Below are 20,415 nucleotides of genomic sequence, written 5' to 3' on the forward strand. Positions count from 1 at the left end.
AAGTGAACCTGGCTGCTGAGAGAGGAGGATATTATGAAAGAGAAGAAACTGCTGGAGTTTTACGGCGGAAGGGGAATGTCGCTGCTTCCGTTCGCAATCTTTATTGTGATGATCATCACCACGACATTTATCTGGGCGTCTATTTCAGATGGCGCGCTGTGGGTGCCGGCTTTTTCTGCGCTGATCATTCCATTCTTTTTCGCGAAAGACAAAAAGTATTATTCCGAAGTCATTATCGATGGGATGGCCAGTAAAGACTGTCTGGTTCCGATCGTCTGCTGGATATTTGCAGGCGCGTTTTCCAGGGTGCTGCGCGTGTCCGGGCTGGCTTCGGGCATTGCGGGAATTGCCGCGGGCTTCGGCGTGGGTCCGACCGCGTTTCTGATTATTACATTTGCGGCTTCGGCGTTGTTTGCTACGGCTTCCGGTACAGGCTTCGGAACCATTGCGGCAGGAATGGGAGTTCTTTATCCTGCGGGAGTCGCGCTGGGCTGCAATCATCCGCTGCTGGCGGGAGCCATTATCTCCGGAGCAGCGTTCGGCGACAATCTGGCGCCCATTTCCGACACGACGATATGCTCTGCGACAACGCAGGGAGTCGATGTGCCCGGCGTCGTCAGATCCAGACTGAAATACTGCGTTGCGGCGACAATCATTTCGGTGCCGGTGTTCATCATCGTCAGCATGGTGAAGGGAGCGGATCCGAGCGGGACCGCGGAAAACGCGGCGTATAATCCATGGACGCTGATCATGCTCATTCCGGTGGCGATAACCATCTATATCGCTGTTAAAACCGGTGACATCATCGTCGCCACCACGATCGGAATCGTAATCGGATTCGTCTTCGCAATTCCGGCGGGGCTGATCGATTTCATTCATCTGGACTCGAACTCTGAAATTCCTGCGGTTATAACAGTATCGGGAGAGGGTCTTGACAGAACGGTAGGCGGCGTTCTCTATGACGGCGTTGCAAGTATGATACAGGTCATCGTGCTCTGCCTGTTGCTGTTCGGTTCGATCAATATTATGAGAAGAGGCCGCGGGGATATTCTGATCCTGAATGCGCTTGGGAAAGTTGCAAAGACTGCTACAGGAGCGGAATGGGTTGTTTCGCTGATGGTTATCGTTCTGTCCGGGATCATGGGACTGAACGCGCCGGCGATTCTGGCTGTCGGGGCATCCTTTGCGAAGCCGCTGGGGAAACAGCACGGGATCTCTCCGTACAGGATGGCTAATCTGATGGACGCCCAGTCGAATACGCTGGCATATTGTCTGCCCTGGTCTCCGGCGATGATTTATACGCTGAGTTTCGCCAAGGATTCCGGAGCGCCTCTCACGGGAATTGAAGTAACGCCGATGGTGATATACTGCTTCGCGATGTTTATCGTGATGTGCATTTCCATTATGGCGAAGATAGGCAGAAGGGATCTGATGGATCAGCTGTCGCCGGAAATGAGAGCGGAATACGATCATGAGGATCGCATCGGTGAAATCGTTTAAAAAATTTCCGCACCTGCTGACGCAGTATAACTGTGCCGGCAGGTGCGGTATTTTTTATATGGGTTTATGATTCATAATGTGCCGTTCGTCCGATGATGGTGTCCTGAGCTCCTTTGTCCAGCTCGGTGAAGTAGGCCATGTACCCGGCAACACGCACCATCAGTCCTTTGTGGTGCTCCGGATGGATCTGCGCATCCCGGAGTGTTTTGTTATCCACAACGTTGATCTGAATGTGCTCTCCGCCATATTTGAAGTAGGTCTTGATGACGCCTTCGATTGCAGCGAGACCTTTTTCTCCTTCGACTCCTTTGGGGTCGAAGCGGAGATTGAACAGAGCGCCGTCATGAAACGCCTCCTGTCCCATGGACGCGACTGATTTCACTGTAGCTGTCGGTCCGCTGATATCTCTTCCCATCATCGGAGAGGAGTTGTCACAGAACGGCTCGCCGGCAAGACGTCCGTCCGGAGTTGCACCTGTGACCATTCCGTGAGACACGTTTACTGTCTGCGAATGGACGTTGAAGGAATAGGTGCCGCCTCTGGCATCCTTCCAGGTCTGCACCTCGTCGGCGATAAAGTGCATCATTTCCCGGTAAATCCCGTCTACGTGAGGCAGGTCGTTCCCGTATTTTTCCGGTTTGTTGAGCAGCAGCTGCCGCATCCGCTCTTCGCCTTCGAAGTTGTTGTCAAGCGCCCTGATCAGCTGATCCATCGTGATGTCTTTGTCTCTGTAAACGCACTCCTCGATAGCCTCGATAGAATCCGCCATGTTTGCGGCACCGGTAATGTACAAACCTGCTGTTGAGTACTTGGCACCACCGTCCTGTACGGATTTTCCACTTTCTACGCAGCCCTTTGTCACCATTCCCGCGAAGATGACCGGGAAACGGAGCATATGCATGCTCTGCATAATGTTGTAACCGGTCCGGACCAGACTGTAGTGATGGATAATCTGCTTCTTCAGAGCATCCTTGAATTCTTCAATATCCTTGAATTCCCTCGGGTCTCCGGTCTGGAGTCCCATGAGCTTTCCGGTGGACGGATCTACTCCGTTATGAAGAACGAATTCCAGCATTTTTCCCATATTCACATAACCTGCGTCGGGGGAGCCGTCTGTTGTACCTCCTCCGGGTCCGGGCTGAATGCATCCTACGATTGTCCAGTCCCGCGCCTCCTCAAGAGTGCATCCCTTGCCCAGCGCCATTTTCATGGCGGCGTCATCGTTGAAGAAGCCGGGGTTGGCCTGTCCGTCCTGAATCATTTCACAGCCCTTGCGGATCAGCGCTTCAGGAGAACCCTCCCAGACTCTCACGGCCATGACCGGCTGGGTGGTCTTCAGCTGGTTCGCCACTTCCAGGCAGACATAGGACAATTCGTTGGTCGCGTCTCTGCCGTCCGGAGTCTGACCGCCTACGATCAGAATCTCCCACATCGGATATCCGGCGAAGGAGGTTGCGTACCATTTGTCTCTGACCTCATATACCTCACAGGACTTCAGATACAGGCAGGCCAGCATCTCGAAGGCTTCGTCCTCGGTGATGTTTTTCTCATCGATGACATCTTTTTTGTAGAAGGGCCACATGTACTGATCGAATCTGCCGTATCCGCATGCGGTGGTGCAGACTTCGATATGAAAGTAGACGTGAGCGAACCAGACCATCTGAAGGGCCTGCTGGAAGGTCTGGGGAGGATTTTCCGGCACGACTCTGCAGTTTTCTGCGATTGTCAGAAGTTCTTTTTTTCGTTTCGCATCGGTACATTCGGCTGCCTGGCGCTCTGCTTCATCAGCCATGCGGTGTGCGTAGGTGATCAGACCGTCGCACTGGATGATGCAGGCCTTCCAGAAATCGATTTTTTCCTGATCCTCTTTGCAGGTTCCGGGAGTTTTAGCTATGTTTTCGCGGCATTCCTGCATATACCCCTTCAGTCCTACGGACAGGAGTTTTTCGTGATCGCAGGTTGTTTCTCCGGATACGCCGTTTGTCAGACCCACTGTGATAATATCGTCCGCCATACATTCCCGTATATGTGCAGGGATCGCATCTTTGGACATATCCTCCATGGATTTCCCTTCCCAGTACGGCAGAGTTTCCAGGATGATTTTTTTGTCCTCCGGAGAGATATCGTACGGATCCTTGGATCGTGTGGAAAATTCGTCAATATCACTGATATACCAGGAACTGGACTGGAATTCAGGGTGCAGATTGGCGCCCCTGTATTTGTTGGTCGGGGTCCCGACGATCAGCTCGTCCTCCATAATCAGTGTTGTCATTCGCTCCGCAATATAACGGACGACCTCTGCCCGGAATTCCGGAATCGCGGTTCCCGCAAATTTTTTGTAGGCTTCTGTTGCCAGAACCAGCCTCTCAGATGTGATGCACGGACGGGTATTCCAAAGCTTGTCCCGCATTCTTTGTAATCTTGGATTCAGCATTGTTTTACTCCTTTTCAGGTTCTTCACCCCAGCATCATGCCGCCGTCGGCCAGCACGTTGGAGCCGTTCACATAACTCGCTTCATCAGAACTGAGGAAGTATACGACATTGGCGATTTCATCCGGCTCTGCGGGTCTGCCCAGCGGTCCGAGCGTTACCTGGGAATCGCTGAAATTCTTATAGTCTTCCACTGAGGCCCGGAACATATCTGTATTGACCCAGCCCGGAGATACAGAATTGGCGCGGATGCCGAACTGTCCGTATTCATTCGCGACATTTTTTGTCATACCGATAATCGCCCACTTGCTGGATCCGTATCCGATTTCGTAGGTGTATCCGGTCATCCCCGAGACGGAACCGAAATTGACGATGCTGCCTTTGCCCTGATTTTTCATGATCGGAAGAATATGCTCCATCATCAGGAATGTACCGAACACATTGATCTCATAGATTCTTTTAAAGTTTTCAAAGGAATAGTCGATGGTCGGATTATATTTGCCGATAATCGCAGCGGTGTTTACCAGTGCGTCGATCCGTCCCCGGGCGTTGAGAATTTCGGCGACTGTATCCTTTACCTGCTGTTCGTCAGAAACATCCAGCATATGGGAGCTCACACGCGCCGGGTCGAACCCTTCCCTTCCGACAACCTTTTCTAATGCGCCGGCATTGATATCCAGCATTGCCACATCATAGCCGCTGTCATAAAATTTTTTTACAATCGCGGAGCCGATGCCTCCGGATGCGCCGGTTACAACACATACCTTTCGTTCATTTGTCATGTCGAATCACCCTCTCTTCCGTATTCAGATGCGTGCACAAGCATCATACAGTGGCTGCCGGCGCACACTGCCGCCGCCGGATTGTGCGCCGCAGTACTGCTGACAGCCGCTGCCGGCGCCCGTTAAGTCCGACGGGGACTTGCAGATACTGTTTATACATCTATTCTAAAGAAACAGCACCAGGCAAGCAATAATTTAGTTGCGACAGAAAATAATTTTCTTGTCAAAGTTGCTCTGGGAAATCCAGTAATCTGTGAAAACAGGTCGGGATTATTTTGTTATCCACGATTATACATAGCAATCTAATCAATATTAACAGCAATAAAATCGTAGAACGTAGATTGACAAAATGTTATCATTTGCATAAATATTAACAAAAAAGAGGAATCGTATGTGTAAGGAATCGAGGGCCCTGGTGGGGTCCATTCAGAAATTCTCCACAGAGGACGGGCCGGGAATCCGGACGACAGTGTTTTTCAAAGGCTGTCCGCTGAACTGCAGATGGTGTCATAATCCGGAGCTGATTAATGCGGAGCAGGAGCTCATTCAGCTTCCGAACAGCTGTATCGGATGCGGCTATTGCATACAGATTTGTCCGCAGAAAGCAATTACGCCGGATGAAGACAGCAGGATTGAGATTGACCGGAGGAAATGCGATGGCTGTATGAAATGCGTGGACGGCTGTTATGCTCAGGCACTCAAGCGCGTCGCAGCTCCGATGACAGCGCAGGAGATTTTTCGTCAGGTGCTTCAGGACAAAGAATTCTATGAGCAGACAGGAGGCGGAATGACTCTGAGCGGGGGAGAAATTCTGTCGAATCAGAATATCGTTCGGGAACTGATCAGCCTGGCAGAAAACTCCGGGGTTGGCGTATGTCTCGATACTTCAGGATTCGGCGACGGGGTTTTCCTTCTGGAAATGGCTCTGCGGGATATCGTAACTGATATTCTGTTTGACATTAAAACCGTGGATCCTGCCGCACACAAAGCCTTGACGGGACAGAGCAACGATGTGATTCTCGGAAATCTGCAGATGCTGGCGGAGCATCCCGTGATTCGGGACAAAATACAGATCAGAATGCCTCTTATGGCGGGGGTTAATGACGGAGAAGGGGAGATTGAAGCGGTGATTGTTCTCATGCGCGGCATGGGGCTTCGCCGGGCCACATTGCTTCCCTACCACGACCTCGGGATATCCAAGATGAATAATCTTGGCAGACAGCAGGAACGATTTCAGCCGCCGTCGGAGGAGAGGCTGGATGTAATCCGGACAATGATGGAATCTGAAGGAATTACGACTGATATATTAGGCAGAGTCTGATTTATCATATGCGGGTTAATGTTGCGAAGTTATGAAAAGGAGTGCTGTTATGAGTAAAGACACCGGAAACAATAACTCTCTTCACAGAGGGCTGAAGGGCAGACATCTTCAGATGATCGCCATCGGAGGCTCAATCGGAACCGGTCTGTTCCTGGCAATGGGCGGAACGATCCGTGATGCGGGTCCGGGCGGAGCGATGGTCGCTTACGCGATCATGAGCGTAGTTGTATATTTTATGATGACGGCGTTAGGGGAAATGGCGACGGAATTGCCGATACCGGGCGCATTCACGTCTTACGCGAACCGTTTTGTCGATCCGGCGTGGGGATTTACAAACGGATGGGCGTACTGGTTTGGCAGCTCCATGACAGTGGCCGCAGAGCTGATTGCAGGAGCGATTATTATAAAATACTGGTTTCCGGACGTCAATTCCGCAGTATTTGTCGTCCTGTTCCTGGCAGTTCTGCTGGCGCTAAATCTGTTCTCTGTTAAAGGATTCGGCGAGGCAGAGTTCTGGTTCGCCGGAATCAAGGTTGTGATTACGGTAATTTTCCTGGTGGTCGGCGTACTGATGATCGTCGGTATTATGCACAGCGGCGAGGACGCCGGGTTTCACAACTGGGTGCTGGATGGAGGAAAAGCCGGAAAAGCACCGTTTGTAAACGGAATCGGAGGGATGGTCGGTATTTTCATGGTCGCGGCGTTCTCTTTCTCGAATACGGAGCTCGTCGGACTTTCCGCGGCTGAATCGGAAAATCCGAAGCATGACGTTCCGAAGGCAATCCACAGCGTGTTCTGGAGACTGGTGATCTTCTATCTGGGAACGATCTTTGTTGTGGCGACATTGATCCCATTCACAGAACCGTCTCTGCTGGATGCATCTGAGAGCAATGTGGCAGCGGCGCCTTACACAATCATCTTCCGGAATGCCGGATTTGCCGCTGCGGCGTCTCTGATGAACGCGGTAATTCTCACGTCTGTCCTGTCCTGCGGGAACTCTTCTATGTATGCGGCCTCCAGAACCATGCAGCATATGGCGGAGAAGGGAGACGCCCCGAAGTTTTTCGCGAAGATCAGCAAGAGGGGCGTGCCGGTGAGAGCTGTCCTGCTTACCGCTTTCATTGCAGCGTTCGCTTTTGTTGCATCTTTGCTGGGAGACGGCGTGGCATATACTGCAGCTTACTATCTCTGCGGAATCGCAGGCGTCTACAACTGGCTGACAATCAGTTTCGCTCACTACAGATTCAGGAAAGGCTGGGTCAAGCAGGGACGTTCGCTGGATGAGCTGGACTACAAGTCGCCGCTTTATCCTGCCGGATCGATATTTACAATCGTTGTCTGCGTCATCGTATGCTTCGGTGCCAACTGGTGGGTATTTACGGATTTCAACTGGTTTGATTTCATCACCTGCTATGCCATCATTCCGTTGTCAATTGTAATGTTCTTTGTTTACAAAAAGGTAAAGCATACGAAATGGGTTGCCTATGAGGATATGGATTTTACACCGCCGGAGGGCATCAGCAGGCAGGATATCTCGGCAGTTGACTGATCTGAGAATGTTTATTGCCAGGCGTTTCCGAAACGGAGGGAAATATGCCGCATGAGTTTAAAATAGGAAACGACAGAACTCGCCGGCTCGTTGATCCGGAGCTTGTCGCTAAGATTGACAGGGATTTTGAGCAGGAACTGATGTGTTCACAGATTACGTTTCGCCATGGAGCCGGAAAACTGGGATATGATGAAGAAATGGCGATGCTGGCTGCAAGTGGATTCGGATGGGGAATGCAGTGCGGAGAACGCTGCGGAGCGGTAACAGGTGCGCTGATGTCTCTTGGCTTGAAATTTGGATATCGCGACTTCTCCGAGTTCTCGAATTACGAGGTGCTGAAGGAGAAACAGGCAGAGTTTGACCGCAGATTTAAGGAACAGTTCGGAAGTCTGACATGCGCCGGAATTCTCAAGGCGAATTACGCAGATCCGGATCAGCGGAAAACCATCTACGCCGAGCAGCGGTACCGCGGATGCTCAGTTCTTACGGCGTATGCCTGCCGGCTTTTAGATGAACTTATGGATGACGGGGAGTGAACAAAATATTTTCATTTTCCGGCGTGACCGGTACAGAGCAATCTGTCAGATTTTCTGTATCAGTGCTGCCTGAACGCCGGCTCCCCTGAAATTCATGTCAACGGAAAGCTCGGAGCGGACCTGCTCCACATAGGCGTCCACGATCGGGTCTGTGGTGTATTCCAGATGGATATCATATTTCAGGGGCAGTTTCTCCGGAAAATGAAGTTTGCTCATCAGTCCGAACATGCTGTCAAAGGTGCTGGTGGAATACCGGGTAATCAGGTATTCGCCGGGGTTCAGAGCGATTGAGATGTTCACGGTCAGTTCGTCCTGAAATGCGTTCAGCACATCGTCTGCGTGATAGATTGTGTCTGCTCCCTGACAAAGTCCCAGTATGTCGCTGTTGTAGTTCATTGCCATGAGAATATAAGCCTCTTCATTATGCAGCCGTACGGCTGCATAATATTTATTTCGGAGAATCAGTTCGCCGTCGTTTGAAACGAGGAAATTCAGCCCCGTATACATCGGCTTGGGGACGCCTCCCGAGGTAAGGAGACTGCGCCCGCCCTTCAGAAGAATGTTCGGGTCCCCCTGGTCGCGCAGACCGAGACTGATCGTGCTGTGCGGTTCTATAACGCCCTGGCGCACAATGTAAATCAAACCGGCCACGGAATCGAAGCCGTAGTGCTTTTGTTCACCCGGAAAAAGGCGATTCCGGAGTTCCACCGAGATCCCTCTCTTAAGAAACTTTTGTTCCAGTTCATCACATCGCCCCGGGTCATCGCCGTCCCGGCAGATCAGAACCACCTCTGTGCAGCGGAGCTGGCGCAGGTGATCGAACAGGCTGTATCCTATGGAATCGAAATCGGCGGCGGTAACGGATAATTTCAGATGATGCCGGAAGGCGGAAATCGGCTCTGCGCCTGATGGAATTCTGTCTGTCAGATGGATTCTTTTCGCCAGGGACAGATTGGTATCCTGCCGTATAAGACGGGAACTCAGTCTGCGTGCGGTGTCCAGAATCCGGGAAACCGTGACCGGCTCCAGAACCGGCAGATTATCCGGGCTGATGACGTTATTGCGGTTTGCCGCCCGATGTTCACGGGGCGTATGACCGAACCACCGGACAAATGCGTCCTCGTAATATCGGGACGTGGAAAATCCTACCATATGAGCCACGGTGTTTATCTTTTTGTCGGTTTCCAAAAGATAAATTTCTGACCATTCTGCCCTTGCGAAGGAAAGGAAATCTCTGAAACTGATTCCGCAGTACTGATGGATCAGGTGGGAGAGGTAATAGGAACTGAGATGCTCCATTTCAGCAAGGTCATTCAGCGTGATTTTCAGTTCGTGATTGGCGTATATATAGTTGATCACATGACTGATGCGCTCTTCAATTACAGGGTTGTCGCAGTTGAAATGGACAACTACATCGTCATTAAAGGCGAACAGGTTAAAATGCTGATGCAGAGTGCGGACAACCTCCATGCAATGCTCAATACAGGCGTCGCGGTAATTGATATTTTTCTGCAGGTACGCGATGAGCATCTGAAGCAGGGTGTGCTTCAGATGAGACAGCCGCGGGCTCGGTTCGCTTGACGGATTGGTGCGGAAACAGCCCTTGGGCAGTTCGGGAAAAAACTGTGTGAAAAAAAGATTGCTGATATGAAATACCGCTGTAATGTTTTCGGTGTCCGATTTCATGGTATGCACTTCGTGGCCGGCGTTTGTAAAAATATCTCCTGCGCTGAGTGAATAGGTGCAGTAGCCGTTCCGGAGACTTATGGAGCCATCCAGAACATAGACAATCTCGGTGTCTTTATGATAGTGGATTGGATACCGTGAGATGTTTGCGACCGTAATTGAGATGGGGAAATTATCCTGGTACGATATTGTTTCTTCCAGCATGTGCGCCTCCTGTCGATTGCTGCGGCAGACGGAAAGCTTGTATCGCATTCGGGACGCGCAGGTTCTGCCTCCGACCAGAATGCGGATTTTCTGATTCTATATTAACATTTTATATCGGAGCATTTCAACCGTTTCATGAGTGCTGTCCGTCGGCACTCTAACCGATCCGGTATTTTCGATCGTGCAGAAGAGAAACGGATGCGGGCGGCGGAGATATGAATTCTGCGGCTCATAATATGTGAATGATGCGGCCCGGAGACTGTTGACATTTTGATATAACAAACTATAATGAAAGCGATTGCAACCGGCGGTTGACACATTGCAAAGGCGGTTTGGTGGTCTGCAACTGTATAAGAGACTATCCTTTTCTCATCAGATAAACCATCAGTATAGGCGTGTAAAGCCGGGAGGATGAAGATGATACTGGCAGACAAAATCATGGAACTCAGAAAGAGAGCGGGATGGTCCCAGGAACAGCTGGCAGAGAGACTGGGAGTGAGCCGCCAGTCGGTCTCCAAATGGGAGAGCGCTCAGTCCATTCCGGACATGAGCAAAATTCTGCAGCTGTCCGGGCTGTTCGGCGTGAGTACGGATTATCTGTTAAAGGATGAAATTGAGGAAGCGGACGTGACGTCTGACGCCGGCGTGATGGAATGTGACGGAGAGGAAACATCTCTGAGGAGAGTCACTATGGAAATGGCCGGAAGTTTTCTCGAAGCTAAGACGGCGACGGCGCCGAAGATCGCCTTTGGCGTGATGCTTTGTATCTTATCCCCTGTAGCGCTGATTTTTCTCAGCGGTGCGTCGGAATACGGCATGATCCCCATAGAAGAGGATCGGGCGACGATGACCGGACTCATTCCGACGATTTTATTCATCGCCGCGGGGGTTGCTCTTTTTGTATCCGCCGGAATGAAACTCGGGAAGTATGAATACCTGGAGAAAGAGCCTATCGATACAGTTTACGGAGTCGAAGGCATGGTACGGGACCGGATGAAAAAATGGGAAGATACGTACCGACGCATGATGGTGATCGGCATCGGTCTGTGTGTTATTGCCTGCCTCCCCATTTTTATCGCAGGAGCGATATTCCGGAGCGATGAAGATATGCCTATGATCCTTGCAGTCTGTCTGCTGCTGGTTCTTGTATCGGCAGGAGTCTATCTGATCGTGCGGGCATCCGTCACCTGGAACGGTTATCGCGCACTGCTGGAGGAAGGTGAATATTCCCGTTCCCACAAAAAAATCAATCGTTCTGTTTCCGGGGCGTATTGGGGAATTACGGTTGCGATTTACCTGGGGAGTAGTTTCCTGAGCGGCAGATGGGAGATGACATGGATCATCTGGCCGGTGGCCGGCGTGCTGTATGGAGCCATCGTCGAAATACTCGAGACCAGGAGCCGGAATTCCTGACAGAATATACGAACGTGAGATGACAAAGAGAGGTGATCCTTAGCATCATGCAGCTTCCTGTATCACAACAAGTAAATACTGCCAGTCTGGCACGAATTTTTGACAACAAAAGCGAAAGCTATAAGCTGTTCTGGTTTAAGGCGATTCTGCATCAGGTCGGCCAGGGAAAGGATGAGATTACTTTCCGGACGCTGATTGAGCGTATGATTGTTGACGCGTGGTATATGGTCAGCGAGTACAGACTTAATCTGGGGCCGTCTGATACACTGGAAAAGACCGTAAAATATATCGCAGAGCAGGAGAAATTTCGGCCGACAGAGAGCGAGGACGTTCTTTTGTCATATCTGAGAACCGACGGAGACAGACAGCTAAGGACAAATATGCGGAAACTGTCGCTGAACGTTCCATACCGTCTGCAGGCCCCGCTGATGGAAAGACCGGACGATCGGCTCTGGAGCAGACCGGCCGAAATTGTTGATTATATCAATATGCAGACCGGGATGATATACACCATTTATCGCGAGGGAGCATTGGACAGCAGGATACGGATTGCGCCGGAGTGGATGGACTATTTCCGCAGCAATCTGGGAATCCTTCTCGGCTGGACTGACTATAATCTGATTATTTATCTTCAGCGCAGAAATCCGACGGTGCCCGGCATCGCGAACAAAATTTACCCGCCGCAGGAGCGAAACCTTACCAGGGTCACAAAATATTGGAAGCATATCGTTCGGAATCTTGAGGTTGCCGATATTTATACAGGCGATCGGATGACAACAAAGGATTTATCCATTGATCATTTTGTTCCATGGTCGTATGTTGCCAGTGATGAATTGTGGAATCTTGTCCCTACGACTCGAAGTGTAAACAGCAGCAAAAGCAACAATCTGCCTCGCTGGGAGAAATACTTCGACAGACTCGTACAGACAGAATTTCAGGCATACAGGCTGCTGGCGACAGACAAAACGGCGGAAATGCTGTTTAATTAATGTGCGAAAGAAAATCTGAACAATGAGGAAATACGATATCATCTGTACAGACCGGGGCAGACGCTGGAACATTTCGCGGGACAACTGGAGGAGATCATGCTGCCCGTATACGATTCGGCAAAAAACAGGGGATTTCGGGAATGGATTTATGAGAGATGAACAAGACTACAGATTATTATAACCGTGCCGCGGAAAGTTATTTCCAATCTACAGAGGGCGCAGATTTTACAGAAGCATATGAACGTTTCCTGAAATATGTACCCGAAGGCGGCCGCATTATGGATGCCGGATGCGGGAGCGGTCGGGATGCGGCAGCGTTTAACCGCAAAGGATACCGGGCTGAAGGTATAGACGCTTCGGCAGAACTGGCACGGCTGGCGAAAGAAAATTTCAGGATTAAGGTTACGGTCTGCAACATGGCAAACTGGCGGGCAAATCACCCGTATGACGGAATCTGGTGCTGCGCATCGCTCCTTCATCTTGCAGAACCCGTTTAACCGGAGCAGGCCTGCGGCCGGGGTGTTCTTCGGATTAAACGCGCCGCTAAACCTCCTGTGTGTAAAATGACGGCAGTTAAATTTTAAGGACATTAGGGAGGTATCATCGAATGAATGATGAAAAGAAGCTGGCCGAACTGACCACTGAACAGACCGAGTTTAAGAGAGAAATCGGCGTGTTCGGCGGCGTCAGCATTATCGGCGGAATTATGATCGGATCCGGGATATTCTATCTGGGATCTTATGTTTTACAAAGAACCGGCATGAACAGCGGTCTGGCGCTGATCTGCTGGATTGTCGCGGGAGTCATCTCCCTGTTCGCGGGACTCTGCTATGCGGAGCTTGGATGCGCGATGCCGAAGGCGGGCGGCCGTCTGGTGTATCTGAACGAGGCGTATCACCCGGTGTTCGGCTTCATGGCCGGGTTCACCGACTGGCTGGTGGGAGGCCCCGGTTCTATCGCCGCGGTGTCCATCGCGATGATGACAGTGCTGAAGCCCTTTGTGGGCCTGAGCGATACAGGCGTAAAGATTGCCGCGATCATTCTGATTGTCGGCGCGACTCTGTATAATCTGATCGGAGTGAAGGTTGCGTCGGTGATCCAGGACATCTCTCTGGTCGCCAAGCTGGTTCCGATTCTGATCATCCTGGTCGCCGCCCTGGTCGCGGGCAAGGCGAGCCCGGATCTGTCCCTCGGCTCCGCATCGACATACGCCGCGGAGAATCATACGAGCATCATTGGAATGATGGCGATTGCGATCGTCGCCGCGCTGTGGGCATATGAGGGCTGGAGCAACCTGAATACCGTTACAGAGGAAATCAAGAATCCGAAGAGAAACCTTCCGCTGGCGATTATCATCGGAATCGGCGGAGTAACGGTGCTGTATACTTTGTTCAACTTCGCGATCATGAAGGTTCTGCCTCATGAAACGATCGTGAATATGATTAACAACGAAGACCTGTATCTGGGCACGGCTGTCGCGAAACAGGTACTGGGCAGCGCCGGCGCGGTCGTCGTGTCCGTCGGAATGATTCTGGCGATGTTCGGTTCCATGAACGGAATGATTCTGGCCCAGCCGAGAATGTACTATGCGATGGCAGAGGAGGGACATTTCTTCAAGAGCTTTGCGAAGCTTCATCCCAGGTACAGAATCCCGACAGTGCCGATCATCGTTCAGGGCGTGCTGTCCTGTGTCCTGGTGCTTCTGCGTAACCTGGATCAGCTGACGAATCTGGTCGTTCTCTCCGTGATGCTGTTCAATGTTCTGGTTATCATCGCGGTTCCGATTCTGCGCCGGAAGTATCCTGACATTGAACGCCCGTACAAAGTATGGCTTTACCCGGTATCCGTCGTCGTTGTTGCGGCGATCTTCGTGGGACTGTTCATTCAGGGCGCGATTGAGGATCCGGTAAACGGATTCGCGGGCTTTGCCGTACCGGCTGTCGGCGCGGTGGTATATTACATCTTCGACAGAAAAATCAAAAAGGAAGCGAAGGGAAATGAGTAAGACACTTTTATACAACGCGAAGGTATATGTCGAACGAGGTCATTTTGAGGAAGCCGTCCTGGTTGAGGACGGAATCATCCGGGCTGTCGGCGGGAACAAAGAGCTGCTGGCCGCGGCGGACGCCGAAACGGAAAAGAGGGACTGCGAGGGCAGAACACTGATTCCGGGCCTGAACGATTCTCATATGCATTTTATGCAGTTCGGTGAAACCAGGAACCAGGCGATGATCGAAGGCGTCACGTCGATTGACGAAATGATCCGCATCTGTCGTGAATTTGCGGAGGCGCATCCCGGCCATGTGAAGAGCGGCATGCACGCCATCGGCTGGAATCAGGATCTCTTTACTGACGGCGACCGGATGCCGGACCGCCACGATCTGGACAGAATCAGCACGGATTATCCCATCGTGCTGGAGCGTGTCTGCGGCCACATCGTTTCTGTCAACACGACACTGCTGAACATGCTGCATGTGAAGGAAAATCCGGAGTTCAAAAAAGAGGATTTCGGCGTTGATGAAAATGGAGAGCCCAACGGACTCTTCTACGGCAACGGCACGAATCTCGCGAAAAAGGTTGTGCCGGACTTCTCCCTCGAGGAGCGTCACAGAATCATACTGGAAACCATGGACTACTGCGTTTCCCACGGCCTTACCAGCGTTCAGAGCAACGACGTGGGAACCACATTCATGGACGGTCCCGTTGCCTTTGATCTGTTCCACAAAATCTATAACAGCGGCGAGGGAAAACTGCGTTACCGTCATCAGGTCTGCTTCAACGATCTGAATGAATTCCGCGATTATCTGGAAAACGGCGAGTACGCCCATCGAGAGGAGCTTTACCCGAAGGATTCCTGGCTGACGCTTGGACCGCTGAAGCTGTTCAAGGACGGAAGTCTCGGCGCACGGACGGCGCTGATGACAAACGGGTATGTCGGAGCGCCGGACAACCACGGACTGGAATGGATTGCTTCGGATGACATGGATGAATACTGCAGGCTCGCCGGGGAACACAATCTCCAGGTTGTTACGCACTGCATCGGCGACGAAGCGGTCAAGAGGGCTATCGACAGCTACGAGAAAGCTTTTGTTGACGGCAAAAATGCTCTGAGACACACCGTCATCCATTGTCAGGTGACCAGCGAGGAGTTGCTCGACCGGATCGCAGACGAGGGAATTCTGGTGTTCGCGCAGCCGATCTTCCTGGATTATGATATGCGCATTCTGGAAGAGCTTGTCGGCAAGGAGCTGGCCGCCACCTCCTACGCCTGGGGAAGTCTCCCCCGCAAGGGCGCTCACGTCGCATACGGCACGGACTGCCCGGTGGAGGACTGCAACCCGTTCCCGAACATCTACATGGCGGTTACCAGAAAAAATCTTAACGGCGAACCTGCCGGCGGATTCTACCCCGATGAATGTGTGGATGTGGAGACGGCGGTGGACGCGTATACCGTTGAGAGCGCCTACGGCGAGTTCATGGAAGACATCAAGGGCCGCATTAAAGAGGGCTATTACGCCGACATGGTGCTGCTCGACAGCGACATCTTCACGGTTGATCCCGACAGAATCAAGGATATCCTTCCTGTCATGACGATGGTGGGCGGCCGGATCGTCTTTGAGAAATAGGCGACAAAATTAAACGGGGCTGTGATCCGGATACACTGCTTCAGGCAGATTCCTTCGGGGATACTGTTTCAGGCAGGAGACCGTTTTCCACGGCTCCGTTTTGTGTTATGATAGGGACAGAAGTCCAGAGCGAGAGGGAGAGACGGAACGTATGGGAAACCGGATACTGATAAAAAACGGAAACTGTATGACAATGGATCGGGGACGGCGCTGTGAATGGGTGCTGCTTGAAGAGGACCGGATCGTGAAGCTCGGAGACGGCGACGGATACCGGCAGTATGAAACGGAGGGCGTCCGTCAGATTGACGCCGCGGGAGCGACCGTGCTCCCGGGATTTATCGACAATCATTTTCACCTGATAAACAGTGCGCTGATGGCGAGCTGGGTCAGTCTGGAGGGTGCGGAGAATTTCCCGGACATGGGAGAACGGCTCCGCAAAGCCTGTGCGGAAGGGCGGAAGGTGGTTCTTGCGTATAACCTGAGCGTTGAGGAGCTGGCGGAGAACCGTTTTCCCTCGCGTACAGAGCTCGACCGGATCTGTGACGACCGTCCGGTGATCCTGCTTTCGAGAGACGTGCATACAATTGTTCTGAACACGTATGCGATTTTGTATTACAAAATGCCGTTCGCGGCGAATGGCGTCGGGCTGGACGGCAGAAAGATGCCCACGGGGATTTTTCGCGGGCAGGCGGCGGCGCTGCTGGAGGAGCGGATTAATGAGATTTTCACTCCGGAGGATTTCGACGAAGCGACGCAGGCGTTTCTCCCCGCTCTCTTTTGTGAAGGCGTGACGACCATCGCCGCGATGGAAGGCGGCAATCACCTGACGGGACACGGACACAACAGCGAGTGCGACTTCCTTGCGAAAAACGCGGCGTGGTATCCGCTCTCCATCGAACTGTTTTATCAGACAACGGATGTGCGCATGGTGGCGGACAAAGGCCTCCGCCGTATCGGCGGAGCGTTATATATTGACGGAACGTTCGGGACTCACAGCGCGTCTTTGACTACAGATTACGCGGATATGCCGGGCGTCCGGGGGCACAATTTCTTTACGGATGAATACATGCGCTCCTTTGTTGAAGAATGCTGTGAAAACGGGCTGCAGATCGGTTTCGACGCAATCGGCGACGCTGCCATAGACTCTGTGCTGGACGCCCTCGAGTATGCGGCGCGAACCCGGAATGTGAAGGCGATGCGGCACCGGATCGAGCACGCCGAGCTGATCCGGACTGATCAGATGGAGAAGGCGGCCCGGCTGGGCGTGGTGCTCTGTATGCAGCCCGGTTATGAGGCGAGATGGGGCTTTCCGGGAGGAATGTATGAGGAGCGGCTGGGTGGACGCTACGGAGAGACGAACCGTTTTCGCGAAATTCTGGATCACGGGATCACGATCTGCGGGGGCTCTGACCACAGCGTATGTGAAATCAGTCCGATGGCCGCGATTTCGAGCGCGGTCAGTCATCCTGTGCCGGAGAACAGTATAACGAGGCAGGAGGCGCTGGAGATGTACACGATCAACGGAGCGTATGCTTTGTTCCTGGAGAAGGAAAAGGGCAGCATCACGGAGGGAAAGACGGCCGATCTGATTATTCTGGACCGGAACCTGGACGAGGTGAGGGATTCGGATCTGGCCGAGGTCAGGGTGAATCTCACGATAAAAAACGGCGAGATCATCTATGAAAGGACAGACGCATGCTGACGGTTTCGTTTATGGACAATCCCATACTGCGGCTGGACGGCAGACCCCTCGACGACAAAGTCAGCCAGAAGACCATCGCGCTGCTGGCTCTGCTGATGATGCGCGAGAACAAAACCATGCGCAGAGCGGAGCTCATCGACATCCTGTGGCCGGACAGCAGCGAGGATGCGGGGAAATACAATCTGCGGTTCAATCTGTGGCAGCTGCGGAAGGCGCTGGGCGAACGCGACGACAAAACGCTGGTCCTGGGCAGCCGCGCTGACTGCCGCATCAATCCGGATTATGAGTACGTCTGTGACATTGAAATCGTCGAACGCTGCCGGCTTGCAGAAGCTTCGTACAGTACTGCGAGCGGCACCCCGGGCGCGGATCGGATAAACAGCGAGGACAGTACTGCAAGCAGCGCTTCGACGAGATGTGCGGGCCCGTACAGTTCTGCGAGCGGTGATTTGGAGAAATCCGGAGGCGACGAGCTCGAGACGGTCCTGGATATGTTCCGCAGAGATTTCCTGTCGGACTACTATTTTCGCGGCTGCAGCGAGCTGAACGACATGATCGTGATGGAACGATACAGGCTGGAAAACCAGTATCTTCGACTGATGCGTGCGTATGTCCGGCGAACTTTTGAGGAAGGAAATTACCCGAAAAGTCTGGCAGCCGCAGAGAAAGCCCTCGAGATGGATCCCTATGATGAAGACATCACATATATTCAGCTCAGCATTCTGTTGAACCGGGGGAACTTCAGCGAAGCAGGGAAACAGTACCAACGTTTTCGCATGAAGCTCATGGCCGATATCGGCGTGGAGCCGTCCGAGGCGCTGAAGGAGCTGTTCCGCGATTTTACGCTTCCGGATCCGGAGCATCCCGAGCCTGTGGAATTCCTGTTCACTTCCGTTTCGGTTCCTCAGTACTTCTGGCTGACGGATCTGCTGCGGGCGATGTATGAGAAGGATGATTTCCGACTGACGGATTATGCGACGCAGGCACAGCTTGAGGATTTCGCATATATGCAGTACCGGCTGCGGCACGACAGCACAGTGCCGACGAAGACAGCGGTGACGACAACGAGCGCGACGACGGGCAGAATGACCAAGACGTTCGCACCCCCGATAGAGCGTATCTTAGATGAATTGCTTACAGTTATTGACGCCGTTTGTGGTTCAGGCGTTCCGGTGAACTTTTCCCTGACGCCCGGATCGGAAATCTCCGAGTCTCTGTATGGAATCACTCAAATCCTGGCCGCAAGGAACGGAGACAAATTCCATTTTAAACGAGCAGACGCTGCGGCAGGCACAAAGGACGGGCCGATGCGATGAACCTGAGAACCGGAACACCGCGGCGGGAAAAGGATGAGCTGAAATGAAGTGGACAGATGTGAAAGAAATTGTGGATGAGGTGAAGCCCGTACTTAAAGCAACTTCTGATGCGGTTTGCCTATTAGATCGGTACGGAAATATTCTTTACGAAAATCCTTTGTATGAGATCATGCTGAAGAGGGGGAATGCAGAGATCGTAGCAGATGCGAAGGATATTTATGTTGATGGGAAAAAAGCGGGACGTGTCGTCGTATATCATGATATTTCAGAAGTTAATCGTTTAAAAAGAGAACTGGAGAGGCTGAACCAGAAATTAAGAAAAGTCGAGGCGCGGTATACGTTTAAAGATATTATCGGAACAGATGCGGCAATGCAGGAGGCGGTTAATACCGCAAAGACAGCTGCGATGACGCCTGCTACGATCATGCTTCGCGGCGAAAGCGGTACTGGAAAGGAAATCTTTGCAAATGCCATACACAATACCAGCCCGAGACGGAATGAAAAATTCGTCAAAATCAACTGTTCTTCCATTCCGGATGAACTTCTGGAGAGTGAATTGTTCGGATATAGGGAAGGAGCTTTTACCGGCGCACAGAGAGGCGGAAAGAAAGGACTTTTTCAGGAGGCTGATAAGGGGAGTTTATTTCTGGATGAGATCGGAGATGTTTCTCCGCGCATGCAGGTAAAAATTCTCAGGGCACTTCAGGAGAGAGAAATCATGCCGGTGGGTTCAACGGAAGAAATTCCGATTGACGTAAGAATCATCTGTGCAACGAACAAGCCTTTGGAAGAGATGATAGAGGAAGGGACGTTTCGGGAGGACTTGTATTATCGACTGAATGTCTTCCCCATCAGGATTCCGCCGTTGCGCGACCGTAAGGAAGATATCGAAGAGCTTTCCATGTATCTTCTGAATCAATATAATGACTACTATGGAAGAAAAGTTACATCGATTGATGCAGGGGCGATAGCGCTGCTGAAGAAAGAAAAGTGGCCGGGAAATGTCAGAGAACTTCAGAATGTACTTTCACGGGCGCTGATCAATCTTTCGGAGGAGGAACAAAGACTGTCAGAAGAGGACATTCGGTCGGCAATCAATGGCGAGGAAATGAGGCCTAAGAGAGGTATGTCCTGTGAAATTGCATCGGATACGGTTCCGGAGAATCTTGGCGAAGCGATGGCAAAGATGGAGAGAGCGTGTATCCGGCGAGCGATAGAAAAAAATGGAGGCGACAAAAACAAGGCGGCAGCGCAGCTGGGCATTCCACTTCGCACGCTGTATTACAAATGCCGTAAACTGGACATTTGATCTGCAATATATTGCAAGGATGCAATATATTGCTGCAATAAATTGCAAAAA

Annotated in this window: 15 protein-coding genes; 12 read left to right on the forward strand and 3 right to left on the reverse strand. The window is 51.9% G+C overall.

Annotation, left to right across the window (positions count from 1 at the left end):
* The first annotated feature begins 33 nt into the window (after positions 1 to 33).
* Complete coding sequence (locus BHK98_RS11810) at positions 34 to 1,500, forward strand: Na+/H+ antiporter NhaC family protein (RefSeq protein WP_075714455.1); 1,467 nt, start codon at positions 34 to 36, stop codon at positions 1,498 to 1,500.
* Between the two features lie 64 nt (positions 1,501 to 1,564).
* Here the strand turns inward: BHK98_RS11810 and BHK98_RS11815 are convergent, their stop codons facing one another.
* Both BHK98_RS11815 and BHK98_RS11820 read right to left on the reverse strand, forming a co-directional pair.
* Positions 1,565 to 3,934 (reverse strand): glycyl radical protein, encoded by a 2,370-nt coding sequence (locus tag BHK98_RS11815; RefSeq protein ID WP_075714457.1) that lies wholly within the window; start codon positions 3,932 to 3,934, stop codon positions 1,565 to 1,567.
* Positions 3,935 to 3,957: 23 nt separating this feature from the next.
* Positions 3,958 to 4,713 carry an SDR family NAD(P)-dependent oxidoreductase gene (locus tag BHK98_RS11820; RefSeq protein ID WP_075714459.1) on the reverse strand — a complete coding sequence of 252 codons (756 nt, stop codon included), beginning with the start codon at positions 4,711 to 4,713 and terminating at the stop codon, positions 3,958 to 3,960.
* A gap of 391 nt (positions 4,714 to 5,104) precedes the next feature.
* Between BHK98_RS11820 and BHK98_RS11825 the strand changes: the two genes are divergently transcribed.
* From BHK98_RS11825 to BHK98_RS11835, 3 genes are read left to right on the forward strand one after another with little or no spacing between them, the layout of a single operon-like run.
* Positions 5,105 to 6,034, forward strand: coding sequence for a glycyl-radical enzyme activating protein (locus BHK98_RS11825; protein WP_075714461.1), 930 nt, complete (start codon positions 5,105 to 5,107; stop codon positions 6,032 to 6,034).
* Between the two features lie 49 nt (positions 6,035 to 6,083).
* Complete coding sequence (locus tag BHK98_RS11830; RefSeq protein WP_075714463.1) at positions 6,084 to 7,583, forward strand: amino acid permease; 1,500 nt, start codon at positions 6,084 to 6,086, stop codon at positions 7,581 to 7,583.
* A gap of 44 nt (positions 7,584 to 7,627) precedes the next feature.
* Positions 7,628 to 8,119 carry a C-GCAxxG-C-C family protein gene (locus BHK98_RS11835; protein ID WP_075714465.1) on the forward strand — a complete coding sequence of 164 codons (492 nt, stop codon included), beginning with the start codon at positions 7,628 to 7,630 and terminating at the stop codon, positions 8,117 to 8,119.
* A gap of 45 nt (positions 8,120 to 8,164) precedes the next feature.
* Here BHK98_RS11835 and BHK98_RS11840 read toward each other — a convergent pair whose 3' ends face one another.
* Positions 8,165 to 10,009: an AraC family transcriptional regulator gene (locus BHK98_RS11840; protein ID WP_075714467.1), complete on the reverse strand. Its 1,845-nt coding sequence runs from the start codon at positions 10,007 to 10,009 to the stop codon at positions 8,165 to 8,167.
* 417 nt (positions 10,010 to 10,426) lie between these two features.
* Here BHK98_RS11840 and BHK98_RS11845 point away from each other — a divergent pair, with 417 nt between their 5' ends.
* From BHK98_RS11845 to BHK98_RS11880, 8 genes are all read left to right on the forward strand, one after another.
* Positions 10,427 to 11,422 (forward strand): helix-turn-helix domain-containing protein, encoded by a 996-nt coding sequence (locus BHK98_RS11845; protein ID WP_075714469.1) that lies wholly within the window; start codon positions 10,427 to 10,429, stop codon positions 11,420 to 11,422.
* A 47-nt stretch (positions 11,423 to 11,469) separates the two neighbouring features.
* Positions 11,470 to 12,411, forward strand: coding sequence for an HNH endonuclease domain-containing protein (locus BHK98_RS13250; protein WP_083628283.1), 942 nt, complete (start codon positions 11,470 to 11,472; stop codon positions 12,409 to 12,411).
* Positions 12,412 to 12,566: 155 nt separating this feature from the next.
* On the forward strand, positions 12,567 to 12,908 hold the full coding sequence (locus BHK98_RS11855; RefSeq protein WP_075714471.1) for a class I SAM-dependent methyltransferase: 342 nt from the start codon (positions 12,567 to 12,569) through the stop codon (positions 12,906 to 12,908).
* A 110-nt stretch (positions 12,909 to 13,018) separates the two neighbouring features.
* A complete protein-coding gene (locus BHK98_RS11860) occupies positions 13,019 to 14,416 on the forward strand; it encodes an APC family permease (protein ID WP_075714473.1) in 1,398 nt (465 codons plus the stop codon).
* Positions 14,409 to 16,037: an amidohydrolase gene (locus tag BHK98_RS11865; protein WP_075714475.1), complete on the forward strand. Its 1,629-nt coding sequence runs from the start codon at positions 14,409 to 14,411 to the stop codon at positions 16,035 to 16,037. Before BHK98_RS11860 ends, BHK98_RS11865 begins: the two co-directional genes overlap by 8 nt.
* A gap of 151 nt (positions 16,038 to 16,188) precedes the next feature.
* The gene (locus BHK98_RS11870; RefSeq protein WP_075714477.1) at positions 16,189 to 17,739 is read left to right on the forward strand and encodes an amidohydrolase; all 1,551 of its coding nucleotides are present in this window, start codon (positions 16,189 to 16,191) and stop codon (positions 17,737 to 17,739) included.
* An 11-nt stretch (positions 17,740 to 17,750) separates the two neighbouring features.
* Entirely contained in the window at positions 17,751 to 19,055 is a 1,305-nt protein-coding gene (locus tag BHK98_RS11875; protein ID WP_206779523.1) for an AfsR/SARP family transcriptional regulator, read from the forward strand.
* A 43-nt stretch (positions 19,056 to 19,098) separates the two neighbouring features.
* Positions 19,099 to 20,364 (forward strand): sigma-54 interaction domain-containing protein, encoded by a 1,266-nt coding sequence (locus BHK98_RS11880; RefSeq protein ID WP_075714481.1) that lies wholly within the window; start codon positions 19,099 to 19,101, stop codon positions 20,362 to 20,364.
* Positions 20,365 to 20,415: the final 51 nt, after the last annotated feature.

It is taken from the genome of Hornefia porci (assembly GCF_001940235.1).
Lineage (GTDB): Bacteria > Bacillota > Clostridia > Peptostreptococcales > Anaerovoracaceae > Aminicella > Aminicella porci.